The sequence below is a fragment of the Nitratireductor arenosus genome, assembly GCF_009742725.1.
In the GTDB taxonomy this organism is placed as follows: Bacteria; Pseudomonadota; Alphaproteobacteria; order Rhizobiales; family Rhizobiaceae; genus Mangrovimarina; species Mangrovimarina arenosa.
This window is the reverse complement of sequence record NZ_WPHG01000003.1, coordinates 101171-114610: the sequence shown is the minus strand read 5'-3', so window position 1 is coordinate 114610 and position 13440 is coordinate 101171. Positions and strand designations below refer to the sequence as shown.

General features: G+C 67.1%; 10 protein-coding genes. All 10 read right to left on the bottom strand.

Annotation, left to right across the window (positions count from 1 at the left end; genetic code table 11):
* Window positions 1-40 precede the first annotated feature (40 nt).
* The 10 genes from GN330_RS12530 to GN330_RS12485 all read right to left on the bottom strand — a co-directional run bounded on the left by GN330_RS12530 (window position 41) and on the right by GN330_RS12485 (window position 13423).
* Window positions 41-1318 (bottom strand): glycerate kinase type-2 family protein, encoded by a 1278-nt coding sequence (locus GN330_RS12530; protein WP_156713051.1) that lies wholly within the window; start codon window positions 1316-1318, stop codon window positions 41-43.
* 191 nt (window positions 1319-1509) lie between these two features.
* On the bottom strand, window positions 1510-2874 hold the full coding sequence (locus GN330_RS12525; RefSeq protein WP_425487172.1) for a M20/M25/M40 family metallo-hydrolase: 1365 nt from the start codon (window positions 2872-2874) through the stop codon (window positions 1510-1512).
* A gap of 5 nt (window positions 2875-2879) precedes the next feature.
* Window positions 2880-4919, bottom strand: a complete 2040-nt coding sequence (locus GN330_RS12520) for a hydantoinase/oxoprolinase family protein (protein ID WP_156713049.1) — start codon at window positions 4917-4919, stop codon at window positions 2880-2882.
* A complete protein-coding gene (locus tag GN330_RS12515; RefSeq protein WP_156713048.1) occupies window positions 4906-6732 on the bottom strand; it encodes a hydantoinase B/oxoprolinase family protein in 1827 nt (608 codons plus the stop codon). The genes GN330_RS12520 and GN330_RS12515 overlap by 14 nt, the downstream gene beginning before the upstream one ends.
* Before the next feature lie 51 nt (window positions 6733-6783).
* Entirely contained in the window at window positions 6784-7779 is a 996-nt protein-coding gene (locus tag GN330_RS12510; RefSeq protein ID WP_156713047.1) for an NADPH:quinone reductase, read from the bottom strand.
* A complete protein-coding gene (locus GN330_RS12505; RefSeq protein ID WP_343040772.1) occupies window positions 7779-8717 on the bottom strand; it encodes an ABC transporter ATP-binding protein in 939 nt (312 codons plus the stop codon). Before GN330_RS12505 ends, GN330_RS12510 begins: the two co-directional genes overlap by 1 nt.
* Before the next feature lie 86 nt (window positions 8718-8803).
* Window positions 8804-9820 (bottom strand): ABC transporter ATP-binding protein, encoded by a 1017-nt coding sequence (locus GN330_RS12500; protein ID WP_156713046.1) that lies wholly within the window; start codon window positions 9818-9820, stop codon window positions 8804-8806.
* A complete protein-coding gene (locus tag GN330_RS12495; protein WP_156713045.1) occupies window positions 9817-10713 on the bottom strand; it encodes an ABC transporter permease in 897 nt (298 codons plus the stop codon). Before GN330_RS12495 ends, GN330_RS12500 begins: the two co-directional genes overlap by 4 nt.
* Entirely contained in the window at window positions 10706-11683 is a 978-nt protein-coding gene (locus tag GN330_RS12490; protein ID WP_156713044.1) for an ABC transporter permease, read from the bottom strand. The genes GN330_RS12495 and GN330_RS12490 overlap by 8 nt, the downstream gene beginning before the upstream one ends.
* Window positions 11684-11767: 84 nt before the next feature.
* Complete coding sequence (locus GN330_RS12485) at window positions 11768-13423, bottom strand: ABC transporter substrate-binding protein (protein WP_156713043.1); 1656 nt, start codon at window positions 13421-13423, stop codon at window positions 11768-11770.
* Window positions 13424-13440: the final 17 nt, after the last annotated feature.

Sequence of the window (13440 nt, the reverse complement as noted above, 5' to 3'; positions counted from 1 at the left end):
GGTTCGCGTGGAAGCGCTCTAAGACGCGAGGCTGCCGCTCTCACCTGACGAGAATGGCGCGGAAATCGTTGACGTTTGTGCCGGTCGGCCCCGGCACGAACAGATCCCCTGCAAGATCGAAGGCCGACCAGGCATCGTGGGCGAGCAGCAAACGGCGCGGGTCGCCGCCCGCCGCGCGGATGCGGGCCGCCGTCGTACCGTCGCAAAATGCGCCGGCATTGTCTTGCGAGCCGTCAATGCCGTCCGTGTCAGCGCTGAGCGCGTGAACGTTCTCGACCCCGTCAATGTCGAGCGCGAAGGAAAGCAAAAATTCCGTGTTGCGGCCGCCCTTGCCATACGTGCCGTCGCCGATGGTGACGGTGGTCTCGCCGCCCGAAAGCAGCAGCACCGGCCGACCATCGGTGCTGCCTTGACGCGCGCGCTCGAGCGCAAGCGCGGCATGCATGCGGCCGATCTCGCGCGCCTCGCCCTCGATGCGGTCGGACAGGATCGTGGTTTCCACGCCGGCCGCGCGCGCCGCCCTGGCCGCGCGGTCGAGCGACAGCCGCGCCGAGGCGACCACCTCGACCACATTGTCGCGGAAGGCGGGATCTGTGGGCGACGGCGCTCTCGACCCGGCGGAGCGGATATGGGCGAGAACGCGCTCGGGCAGCTCGATGCGATAGTCGCGCACGATCGCAAGCGCTTCCTCGGCGGTGGCGGAGTCGGGAACGGTCGGCCCGGAGGCGACCAGCGCCGGATCGTCGCCCGGCACGTCCGAAACGATCAGGCTTGCTACCCGCGCCGGCGCTGCTGCGGCGGCCAGCCGCCCGCCCTTGATGCGCGAGATGTGCTTGCGCACCACGTTCATGACCGAAATCGGCGCGCCCGAGGAAAGCAGCGCGCGGTTGACCGCAATCTCATCGGCAAGCGTCAGGCCTTCGGCCGGCGCGGCGAGCAGGGCCGACCCGCCGCCCGAGATAAGCGCCACGACCAGATCGTCGCCGGTCAGCCCGCCGACCGTTTCAAGCAGCCGCGCCGAGGCGGCAAGCCCGTTCTCGTCTGGCACGGGGTGGGACGCCTGCAGCACTTCGATCCGCTCGCAGGCCTCAACCGGGCCGGCGCGCGCGACTACGACCCCGGTGAGCTCTGCGTCCCACAGGCGCTCGAAGGCGGCCGCCATCTGGCTCGCCGCCTTGCCGGCGCCGACCACGACGGTGCGGCCGGCTGGGCGTTGCGGAAGGTGGTTGCGCAGCGCCGCCAGCGGATCGGCGGCCTCGACGGCGGTCGCAAACAGGCCGGCGAGAAACCCGCGCGGATCGGCAAGAGGCGGCGTCATCCTGGCATCACCGTGTCGAGACCGAACAGAGGGGCGGGCAGCGCGCCGCCGTGACGAAAACGGGCCGGCGCGGACGGGAGATTGTCCGTCCACCGCGCCGGCTCGTGCCGATCATCGGCGATAGGCCGGCCGCTTGGCAAGGCCCCGGCCGCGCTGCAACGGTTTGGGCCGAGGCAACGCGACGCGGGGCGTCAGCGCCGCAGCGCGCCCAGTTCCGCAAGCAGCGCGGCGCCCGTCTTGATGCCGTCGATGAAACACGCGATCTTCAAATTCTCGTTCGGCGCATGATTGGCCTCGTCGGCATTGGCGTAGGGAATGACGAAGGCCGGCAGGCCGAGGATCTTGGTGAAGACATAGTCGGGCAGACTGCCGCCGACGGTCGGGTAGAGCAGCGGCTCGACGCCGCGCGCGGCAACCACCGCGCGGCGGATCGGTTCGGCAAAGGGCGAGTCCATCGGGGTCTTCGACGGCAACATGCCGTTGAGCGGCACGAACTCGACCTCCGGCGCGTGTTTTTGCACATGGGCGCGCACCTTGTCGAACACATAGTCCGGGGTCAGCGGCTCGACCAGGCGAATGTCGCATTTGACGAACGCCTCGCACGGCAAGACCGTCTTCATGCCCGGCCCGCCATAACCGCCATGAAAACCGTTGACGGTGAGTGTGGGATGAAACATCAGCCGGTCGAAATAACCTCGTCCGGCCGGCGCATCGAGACGCGACAGGCCGAGTTCGGCCTTAATAGCCTCGAGATCGAGCGGCAGGCGCTCGACCGCGTCGCGCTCCAGATTGGTCGGCGGGATCACCGGCTCGGTCAGCCCCTCGATGGTGATTTCGCCGTCCTCGTCCTTCATCGTGGCGAGCAGATGAACCAGCGTCCACACGGCATTGGGCACCACGCCGCCGAAATTGCCGGAATGGACGTCGCGCGAGGCCGTCTTGGCCCTGAGTTCGAAGGCGGCGACGCCGCGCACGCCGAAGGTGACGACGGGCGCGCCGCTTTCGTGCAGCGGCCCGTCGGAGGTCACGACCAGATCGGCCCTCAGCCTGTCGGCATGGGCGCGCACGAACTCGGCGATATGCGGGCTGCCGATCTCCTCTTCGCCCTCAAGCAGGAACAAGACGTTGCAGGGCAGGTCGCCGGTGACGGCGAGATGCGATTCGAGCGCCAGCAGTTGCGCGAAATGCTGGCCCTTGTTGTCGCCGATGCCTCGCGCATAGATGCGCCCGTCGCGGATTGTCGGCTCGAAGGGCGGGCTGGTCCACAGCTCCAGCGGGTCCGGCGGCTGCACGTCATAATGGCCATAAAGCAGCACGGTCGGCTTGTCGGGCGAGACATCGCGGCGGCCAAGCACCATCGGGTGGCCGCTGGTCGGCACCGTCTCTGCCTCCATGCCGAGCTTCCGCAGGAAGCCCACGAGCATCCCGGCGACCTCGCCGATGCCCTGATTGTGGGCGCTGATGCTCGGATGGCGGACATAGTCCATCAGCCGCGTGACGAACGCGTCCCGGTTGGCCTCGATATGGTCGAAAATGCCGGCAAGCGGCGAAGCAATCTCGGTCACGCCTTGTCGTCCTCGCTGCGGGTTAGGATCAGGGCGCCGGTCGGGTGAACGATTGCGTTCCAGCCCGGCGGCACCAGGGTGGTGGTGTCGAGCTGGGTGAGCACCATCGGCCCGGCAAAACGCGCCCCCGCGCCGAGCCCGGCGCGATCGACCACGGGAACTTTCGCTCTTTCGGCGCCGAGATGGACCGGCACATGATCGTAAGGCTCGATGGAATCACCCGGAGCCAGCGTCTCCGGTACCGTGGGTGCGGTCAGGCCGGTCGCCTCGACCCTGAGCGTGATCAGTTCGATCGCGGCGTCGAGCGTGAAACCATAGAGCGCCTGGTGTTCGGCGGTGAAGCTGCGTTCGATCTCGTCGGCAGTCTCGCCCCAGGCGACGGCGATCTCGCCGCCCTGGCCGTGATAGCGCAGCAGGGCGACCCGCGCGATGCGCCGGTTTTGCGCCGCGACATTCTCGCTTTCCAGCCAGCGCCTGGCCTGTGTCTCCAGATCGGCGAAGATCGTCGCGGCCGCAGCAACGTCGACCGGGCCGGCTTTGGGCAGGGTCCGGCTGAACTCGGCCTTGAGGTCGGCGGCAAGCAGGCCGTCGGCGCACAGCACGCCCGGCGCCGGCGGGATCAGCACGCGGGCGATGCCGAGCAGGTCGGCGAGCGCGCAGCCATGCAGCGGCCCGGCGCCGCCGAACGGCACCAGCGTGAAGTCGCGCGGGTCGTGGCCACGCTCGACCGACACCACCCGCACGGCGCCGATCATGTGGTTGTCGACGATAGCCAGAATGCCGCGCGCGGCCTCCTCGACCGTCAGGCCGAGCGGCCCGGCGACGTTTCTGTCGATCACCGCGCGGGCGGCCTCGGCGTCGAGCGCCATCTTTCCGCCCAGCAGCCTGGCCGGCAGATGGCCGAGCACGACGTGGGCGTCGGTGACGGTGGCGTCTTCGCCGCCATGGCCGTAGGCGGCGGGCCCCGGCATGGCGCCGGCGCTGCGCGGCCCGACCGTGAGCGTGTCGTCCCCAACTGCGGCGATCGAGCCGCCGCCGGCGCCGATCGTGACCATGTCGACCATCGGCAGCGGCAGCGGCCATTCGCCGACCTTGCCGTGTTGGGTGAGCCCGATCTTGCCGTCCTTGATCAGGCAGATATCGGCGCTGGTGCCTCCGATATCGACAGTGATCAGGTCGTCGATGCCGCAGGCAGCGGCGATCGCGCGCGCGCCGACAACACCGGCGGCCGGGCCGGAAAGCGCGGTCAGCGCCGGCGCCTGGCGGATCGCCGCAGCGCCGGCTACGCCGCCATTCGACTGCATCAAAAGCAGCGGCGCGGCGACGTTCTCGCTTTGGAGACGCTGTTCGAGCCGGCCGACATAGTTCGTCACGCCGGGCATGACGGTGGCGTTGAGCACGGTGGTCAGGGAGCGCTCATATTCGCGCACCACCGGCAGCACGTCGGTGGAGGTGGTGACCGCAATGTCCGGCAGCGCCTGGCGCAGCATGTCCGCGACCCGCCGTTCGTGGACGGGATTGGCGAAGGCGTGCAGCAGACAGACGCCGACGGCCTCGATATCCATCGCCTTCAGCTTTTCGGCGGCGGCAAGAACGCTCGCTTCGTCGAGTTCGCGCAGCACGGTGCCGCCGGCGGCAACCCGCTCGTCGACCTCAACGATGCGCGAGGCCGGCACTGGCCGTTCCGGCTTCACCCAATTGTAGAGGTTGGCCTTGCGTGGGATGTCCTGGCGGCCGATGGCCAGCACATGGCGAAAGCCCTGCGTCGTGACCAGCGCGGCGCGCGCGCCCTTGTTTTCCAGGATCATGTTGGTCGCCACGGTGGTGCCGTGCAGCACCTGGGCCAGGGTCGACGCGTCGCGGCCGGCATCACCGAGCGCCAGCCTTATGCCGGTCAGGAAGGCTTGTGAGGGATCGGACGGCACGCTCGGCGTCTTGGCACGCCAGACCTTGCCGGTCCCGCGCTCGAGCAAGGAGATGTCGGTGAAGGTGCCGCCGATGTCGACGGCAATCGCGAACTGCTCAGACGAGGGCATCGACATACTCCTGACGGTGGAAGCGGCGCGTGGCCGGCCTTTTCTTGCGCAGGGCGGTCGTTGCCTGCCTGTCGATCTCGCCATCGGCGATGACGACGCCATAGTTGTCGCGCGCGGCGTCGACGCCGACATAGCCGCCGAGCACGTCGTCCAGCACACGCTCGGCCGGCCGGTCGAAGGGGTGACCGTGGCCGCCGCCGCCGCCGGTCTCCATGCGCAGAATGTCGCCGCGCACCAGACGGTTGCCGTCCGACAACGGCGCAAGAACCCGCTCGCGCTCGGTGCCGGGATTGACCGTGGCGCGTCCGACGCCACCGCCCATCCCGCCATCGATGCCCCAGGGCGGGTTCTTGACGCTGTCGATGCGCACGGCGAGCACGGCATCCTCGGCGAGGATCTCGTATTCGCGCACGATTCCACAGCCGCCTCGGTAGCGGCCGGGTCCGCCGGAATCGGGCACGACGCCGTAGCGCAGGAGCCGCACCGGATAGCCGAGTTCGAGGAACTCGACGGGATAGTTCTCCTGGGCGACGAAATAGACGGCGTCGATGCCGTCGGCGTTGGGTCTGGCGCCATAGCCGACACCGATACCGTCGGCGAGCAGAAAACGCTCCAACTGGCCGGCCTCGGTGCGGAAATTGCCGCGCATGATGGAAATCACATAGGCCGAATTGGCGGCCGGCGCGCCGCCGCCGGCGACATTGACGAGACCGTTCATGGCCGACAGGACGCGCATCGTGGTCAGGCCGCGCATGCCGAGCGGGGCCGGAAAGCGCGGCATCAGAAGCGAGCCCTCGCGCAGGCGCACCTCGTCGATCGCGTCCGGCCCGCCCGCATTGCACACCTGGCCCGCATCGCCGCCGAGATAATAAAGCCCGAGCGCCATGCCGGGCACGCCGCGATTCATGATGTAGTTCACCGGACCCGGCGCCTGGTCGTCGGTTTCGCCGGCATCGAAGACGAAACGATCCTCGCCGTCCCCGCCCTTTTCCCGGGTCAGGGCGAACCGGATCTTGAACGGTCCGTTGCCGTGGCCGTCGCCGTCAATGGCGTCGGTGAAGCGGTGGGTGCCATAATCGAAGGTCTCGGCGAGCCTCTCGCGCACCAGGCGCCGGGTGCGGGCCAGCAACTGGGCGAGCGCGTCGGAAAACACGTCCGGACTGAACCTGTCGACGATTTCGGCAACACGTCTGACACCCAGCTCCACACTCGCCATCAGGGCGCGCATGTCGCCGACGCTCTGCTCGGGGAACCGCGAATTGCGGTGGAAGATCGACAGCGTGGCCTCGTTGGTCACGCCACCGTCGATCAGCTTGGTGACGGGGATGATGATGCCTTCCTGGAAGATTTCGGTCGCGTCGGGGCTGATCGAGCCCGGGCGGATGCCGCCGATATCGGCAAAATGCGCCCAGCTCATCACGAAGGCGCAACGCCTGCCGTCTTGGAACACCGGCGCCAGCAGCACCTGATCGTTGGAATGCGAAACCGCGCCGCGCGAGCCGTAGCAATCATTGTACCAGTAGAGATCGCCGGGCTTCATCGTGTCGGCGGGAAATGCCTCCAGCACGGGGCCCGTCATGTCGCCGAAGATCGGCACCATCGAGCCGACCGCCATGACGCCATCGGCATCGAACAAGGCGGTATAAAAATCCTTCTTCTCGCGGATGAAGGCCGAGATCGCGGTGCGTTCGAGCAGCGCCTCCATCTCCGACTGGGCCGCTGCGATGGCGCCGCGGATAATCTCGAGCGACACCGGATCGCAAGTCCGGCCGGCCTCCGCGCCCGGCTTGTGCTGTTCAACGGATTGAAGCATCATTTCCTTCCTCGAAGATCATCTGCGGGCGCGGTCCGCGCCCGGCTCAACTCAGATCGTGACGACGACATTGCCGATGGCGCCTTTTTCGACATGCGCGTGGGCGGCGGCGATTTCGGTGAGCGGATAGGTCTCGGCGATCGCGACCGTCAGCCGGCCGGCCGCCGCGAGTTCGGCCAGGCGCCGTTCGCCGGCCCGGCGCGCGGCCGTGGGAATGGCGAACCCCTGGATGAAGCGCAGATTGGCGCCCTTGTTGGCAAAGGCGTAGTAGGGCAGCATCGGCTCCGGCGCGCTCGTCGACGAATAAGACGCAATCGTGCCGTTCGCCTTCAGCACGGCGATGTCGGTGTGGTGGTTGGCGCCGAAATCGACCTCCACCACCCGGTCGACGCCGGTCCCGCCGGTCAGTTCCATCACCCGCGCGGCGACATCCTCGCGACGGCGATCGATCACTTCAGCCGCGCCGGCGGCGCGGGCGTGCGCCGCCGCCGCTGGGCTGCCGGCCGTGCCGATGACGTTGGCGCCGCCGGCGACGGCGATCTGCACCGCAATGTGGCCGACGGCGCCGGCGGCCCCATTGACGAGGATCGTCAGGCCCGCGACCGGCCCGTCGGCATGGACGGCGCGATGCGCCGTCATCGCCGGCACGCCGAGACAGGCGCCGGCCGCAAAGTCGAATTCATCGGGCAGGTGGACCGCCTGCGCGGCGGGAAGCGCGATCAGCTCGGCGGCGCTGCCGAAGGGGCGACCGGCCTCGCCATACCCGCCCTGCGCGTTCCACAGCCACACCCGTTCGCCGATCCGCACCCGATCGACGCCCTGCCCGACATCGACGATCTCGCCGGCGCCGTCGGTATGGGGGATGACGAGCGGATGCTCCATCGCCATGCCGCGCCAGCCGGCGCGGCGCTTGACGTCGGCCGGGTTGATGCCGGAAGCGCGCACGCGCACCAACACCTCGCCGGGTCCGGCGACCGGATCGGGGCGTTCGCCGATTTCGAGCACGTCGGCGGCCGGGCCGGTGCGGGTGTAGAAGGCGGCGCGCATCAGGCCGTCTTCCCCGGCGCGGCCGCCCCGGCCTCGTCATAGAGATGACACGCGACGCGGCGCGTGCCGACCTGGCGCGGCACCGGGATTTCGGCGGCGCAACGTGCGTGCGCCTTCGGGCAGCGATCGCGGAACACGCAACCCGATGGCGGGTTGAGCGGGTCGGGAGCGCCGCGGCCGATCGGCAATGGCGCGTGGTCCTGGTCGGGATGGGGCACCGGCACGGCGGCGACCAGCGCCCTGGTATAGGGATGCAGCGGCTCGCGGACGATGTCCTCTGTCGGACCGTCCTCCATGATGCGGCCGAGATACATGACGATGGTGCGCTCGCAGACATAACGCACCAGCGCCAGGTCGTGACTGATATAGATCGCCGTCAGGTTCAGCCGGTCGCGCACGTCGCGAAACACGTTCAAAACGCCGGCGCGCACCGACACGTCAAGCATCGAGACCGGCTCGTCGGCCACCACGAAATCCGGCTGGAGAATGAGTGCGCGCGCCATCACCACGCGCTGGAGCTGGCCGCCGGAAAGCTGATGTGGATGGCGGTCGAGGAATTCGGCCGGATTGGGCAGGCGCACCAGTTCCAACGCGGCGATGATGCGCTGTTCGCGCTCGGCCGGGGGCACGCCCGCGTTCTCCAGCGGTTCGGCCAGCGTGGCGCGAATGGTGAAGCGCGGATTGACCGCGTCGAACGGGTTCTGGAAGATCAGTTGCGCGCGGGTGCGGAAGGCTCTGAGCGCTTCGCCGCGCAACGTGTTGAGATCGGCCCCGTCGAAGGTGACGGCGCCGCCGGTCGCCTCCTCCAGCTTGAGCAGCATCCGGCCCATGGAGGTCTTGCCGCAGCCGGATTCGCCGAGCAGGCCAACGCTTTCGCCGCGGCAAATGTCGAAGCTGACGCCGTCGACGGCCTTGATCAGGCGGGACTTGCCGCGCATCGCGGCCAACGCGCCGCCGGCGCGAAAATGGAGCTGCGCATCGCGCGCGGACACGAACACCTCATGCCTGTGCTTGCCGGCCGTCGTCATGCGCTGAGCCATGTCTGGGTTTTCGATCCTTCCGCGCGCAGCATGTCGGCCTCGCCGGAGCGATGGCAGGCAGCGCTATGACCATCGGCCAGCACGTGGGTTTCCGGCACCTCGAGGCGGCATCTTTCGAGCGCGAACGGGCAGCGCGGCGCGAACCGGCAGCCGGGCGGAGGCTCGACCAGGCTCGGCGGCGCGCCCTCGATCGGCACCAGCATGCCATCGGCCGCGCCCTGCAGATCGGGAAAGGCATTGCGCAGCCCGATCGTGTAAGGGTGAGCCGGCCGGGTGATAGTCGCCGCCATCGGTCCGGCCTCGGCGACGCGGCCGGCATACATCACCACGACGCGATCGCAGACATAGGCGACGACGGAAATATCGTGTGTGACCAGGATCACCGAAATGCCGAGCTGCGACTGCAGCTCGCGCAACTGGTCGAGAATCTGGCGCTGCACGATCACGTCGAGCGCGGTCACCGGCTCGTCGGCGATGATCAGCTTGGGATTGAGCGCCAGCGCCAGTGCGATCGCCACGCGCTGGCGCATGCCGCCGGAGAACTGGTGCGGAAAATCGCGCAGCCGGCCGGGCTCGATGCCGACCATCTCGAACAGCTCTTCCGAGCGCATGCGCGCCTGGCGCGCGCTCAGCCCGCCGCGCCGTCGCAGCACCTCGTTGAGCTGGTATTCGACCGTGTAGACCGGATCGAGCGAGTTCATCGCGCTTTGCGGGATGAAGGCAATGTCGCGCCAGCGCAGCCTGTTCATCTCGCGCTCGGGCAGGGCAGCGATGTCGCGGCCGTCGAAGACCATCTGCCCGCCGGTGATCAGCGCGTTGTCGGCGATGACGCGGGTCAGCGCGCGCGCCACCGTGGTCTTGCCGCACCCCGATTCGCCGACAAGCCCGACGATCGCGCCGCGCGGCACGTCGAAACTGGCGCCGTCGACGGCATGGATAATGCGGCGGCCGACCTTGTAGCCGACTTCGAGGTCGCGCACCGAAAGCAGGATGTCGCTCATCTGCCCAACTTCGGAAACAGGATGTTTTCGTAACCGCGGGTGATGAAGAAGCCCGCGCTGACGACAAGGATGATGCAGATGCCCGGCGGCACGAACCAGTAATAGGCCTGCTTGGCGAGCGCCTGGCTGGCGAAGGCGTCCTGCAGCATGTAGCCCCAGCTGATTTGGCTCGGATCGCCGAAGCCGAGAAAGCTGATCGAGGCTTCGGTCAGGATCGCCCAGCCGATAGCGATCGAGCCGTAGAGGAAGGAGAGCGGCAGGATGTTGGGCGCGATGTGGCGCGTAATGATCTTGAGGTTGGAGGAACCGGCCACGCGCGCCGCCTCGACATAACCGCGCGAGCGCAGGGTCAGAACCTGGCTGCGAATGACGCGGCCGGTGTCACGCCACAAGACCAGCGCCATGGCGAAAACCACGTTCCAGATCGACGGCTCCAGAAAGGCCGCCAGAACGATGACGAAGGGCAGGAACGGAATACCGAAGGCGATGTCGGCCAGCCGCATCAAAAGCGCGTCGATCCAGCCGCCGAAGTAGCCCGAGACGAGGCCGACGATCGAGCCGATCAGCGCCACCATGAAGGCCGCCGTGACGCCGATCAGCAGCGCCGAGCGGCTGCCGTGGACGATCTGCGAAAAGATGTCCCGGCCGAGACTGGTGGTGCCAAGCACGAAGCCCTGCTCGCCGGGTCTCAGATCGGCGGCGAGATCGAACTCCTCGGTGTAGAGGATCTCGGTCGGATCGTAGGGCGCGATCTGGTCGGCGAAGATCGCGGTCAACACGAAAACGGCGTAGATCACAAGCCCGGCGACGGCGAACGGATCGTTGATGGGCAAGCGCAGCGCGCCGAACAGGCGCGAGACGAGGGCGGGGCGGGCGATGACGGTTTCAGACATGCGTCACCCTCGGATCAAGCAGCGCATAGAGCAGGTCGGCAATCAAATTCATCAGGATGACCACGATCGCGATCATCAAGAACGCACCCTGGGCGAGCGGGTAGTCCGAGGCCGACACCGCATTGACCAGTTCGCGCCCCAGCCCCGGCCAGGAAAACACCGATTCGACCACGACATTGCCCTGAAGCTGGTAACCGACGGCGATCGCAAAGGAGGTCATCACCGGCAACAGCGCGTTGCGCGCGGCATGGCGCACAACCACGGTCCAGTTAGACAGGCCCTTGATGCGCGCCATGGTGACGAAGTCCTCCTTCATCACGTCGAGCATATTGGAGCGCATCAAAAGCAGCGGCAGGCCCTGACTGTAGATGGCCAGCGTCAGCGCCGGCAGGGCCAGATGCGACAGGAAATCGGCGGAGGTGTAAAGTCCCAGAAGGTTGCCATGATCGGTGCCGGCCGAGCGCGTGCCACCGGCGGGAAACCAGCCGAGCCAGAACGAAAAGATCGCCAGAAGAACCATGCCGAGCCAGAATTCGGGCATGGCGCGCGTCGTCAGGACGACCGGGATCGCTGCCTGTTCGACCGCGCTGCCGCGCCGCCAGGCGAGATAGGCGCCGGCCAAAACCCCAAACACATAGGCGATGATCAGCGAGGTGAAGGTGAGGATGAGCGTGTTGGGCAACAGGGCCAGGATGCGTTCGGCGACCGGCTCGCGGTAGCGGAAACTCTGGCCGAGTTCGCCCTGCACCAGATTGGCGAGATAGATGAAATATTGCTCCCACAAAGGCTTGTCGAGGCCGAACTGGGCCATCAGAGCGAGCTGCTGCTCTTCGGTGAAGGTTGGATCGATATAGGCCGCCATCGGATTGCCGGGCATCAGGCGGAACATCAGGAACAAGATTGTCACGACCGCCCACAGCACGAGACCGAGCTGCAGGATCCGGCCGACCGCCGCCTTTAGCTGAAACATTCCCCGAGCACTCCCGTGGTGGCGTCAGAACGGCCCTGTCGAGCAAGGCCGTGCCGGAACGGGACCGGCACGGCTCTTCGGTCTCTACTGGGCGTATTCTTCCTTCTGGTCGCCCGGATAGTGCAAGCGGTCGCCCTCGAGCGTGTAGCCGGCGTCTTCGAGGATTTTCTTGGCCACGTCCTGGCCCGCCTTGAAATTCTCGACCACGGCGGCGTCGTGCCAGAATTCGAGCGCCGGCGATACGACCGAGTTCGAGGCTTCGGCGAAGCCCTTAAAGGCCGCCTTGACGATCAGCCGCCGGTCGACCGCGGCCGACAGAGCGCGGCGGAACGCCGCGTCGTTGAAGGGCGCGCGCCGCTCGTTGAAGGCGAGATAGCGGAAGCCGATATCGACGGTCGACACCACGTTCAGGTCGCCATCGGCCTCGGCGGCGTCGATCAACACCTGCGGATCACCGGAGAACTCGCCAATGAAGTTGATCTCGCCGGAGCGCAGCATACCGAGCGCGGCCTCGACATTGGGAACGATGCGCAGGATCCAGCGGTCGGCCTTCGGCGCGTTGAAGTGATCCTTGTTGGCCGACAGAACGATCTCCTCGTTGGTCAGCCAGCGCTCGAACCTGAAGGGGCCCGAGCCGATCGGGGTGTCTTCCTGATAGCTCTCGGCGTTTTCCTCCTTGGTCTTGAGGTCCTCAAGCACCGGCTCCCACACATGTTTGGGAATCAGGTTGATCTTGGCCAGGCTCGAGGTGACAAAGGACGCGGCGGGATTGTTGAGATGGAAGACCAAGGTGCGGTCGTCGACGATGTCGATGCCGGCGACATTGGTGGCGAACGGCTTGTACATCGGCGCCTCGCCGCTGACGACGGCATCGAAGGAGAACTTGACGTCCTCGACCGTTACCGGCTTGCCGTCATGCCAGGTCATGCCGGCGCGCAGCTTGACCTCGATCGTCTTGTCGTCTTTCCACTCGTAGCTTTCGGCCGCCCACGGCTTGGGCAGGCCGTCCGGCCCGACGCGCGCCAGCCGGTCGTAGAGCAGCTCGGTTACCCAGCTGTCGACGCCGCCCGAAATGTAGAGCGGGTTGACGGCCTGCACGTTGTCGCCGGAATTGACGATGATGTCGCGCTGATCGCCCAGCGGCTCCAGCGACATAAAGGTCCAGGTGTTGCGGATGCCGATGCCGCTCTGGTTGACGACCGAGTCCGGCTTCCACACCGTCTTGTCATAGGCGAAGGTCGACTTGGGATGCACCAGCATCATGTTGGGCTGGTCGGCGGCGAGGATTTCCTGCGCCTTGTAGACCAGTTGCTTGCGCTTGGCCTCGTCGATCTCCACGCGTTGCGCCTCGGCGACAGCGTCGAACTCGGGATTGCTGTAGCCGATGAAATTATAGCCTTTCTCGGCGGTCGAGGAATGGAACAGATTGTAGACGATCTCGTCCGGATCGGAGCGCTCGGGGCGGCCGACCATCTGCCAGGCGGTCACGTCCCACTTGTCGCGCTGATACCAGACGATATCGGCCATCTGCTCCCACGGCATGACCCGTACATTGACGTCGAGCCCCAGCTTGCGCCATTCCTGCGCGATCAGCTGGACGGACTGGAATTCCTGCGGCTGCGCGGCCTGCGGACGGGTGAACAGGTCTATGGTGCGGATCGGGTCGCCCGCCAGCGCCGGGGCCGATGCAAACAGCGTGGCAAGCGCAGTCGCCAGCGCCGCCTTGTGGATCAACTTCATCGCTTTTCTCCTCTGGA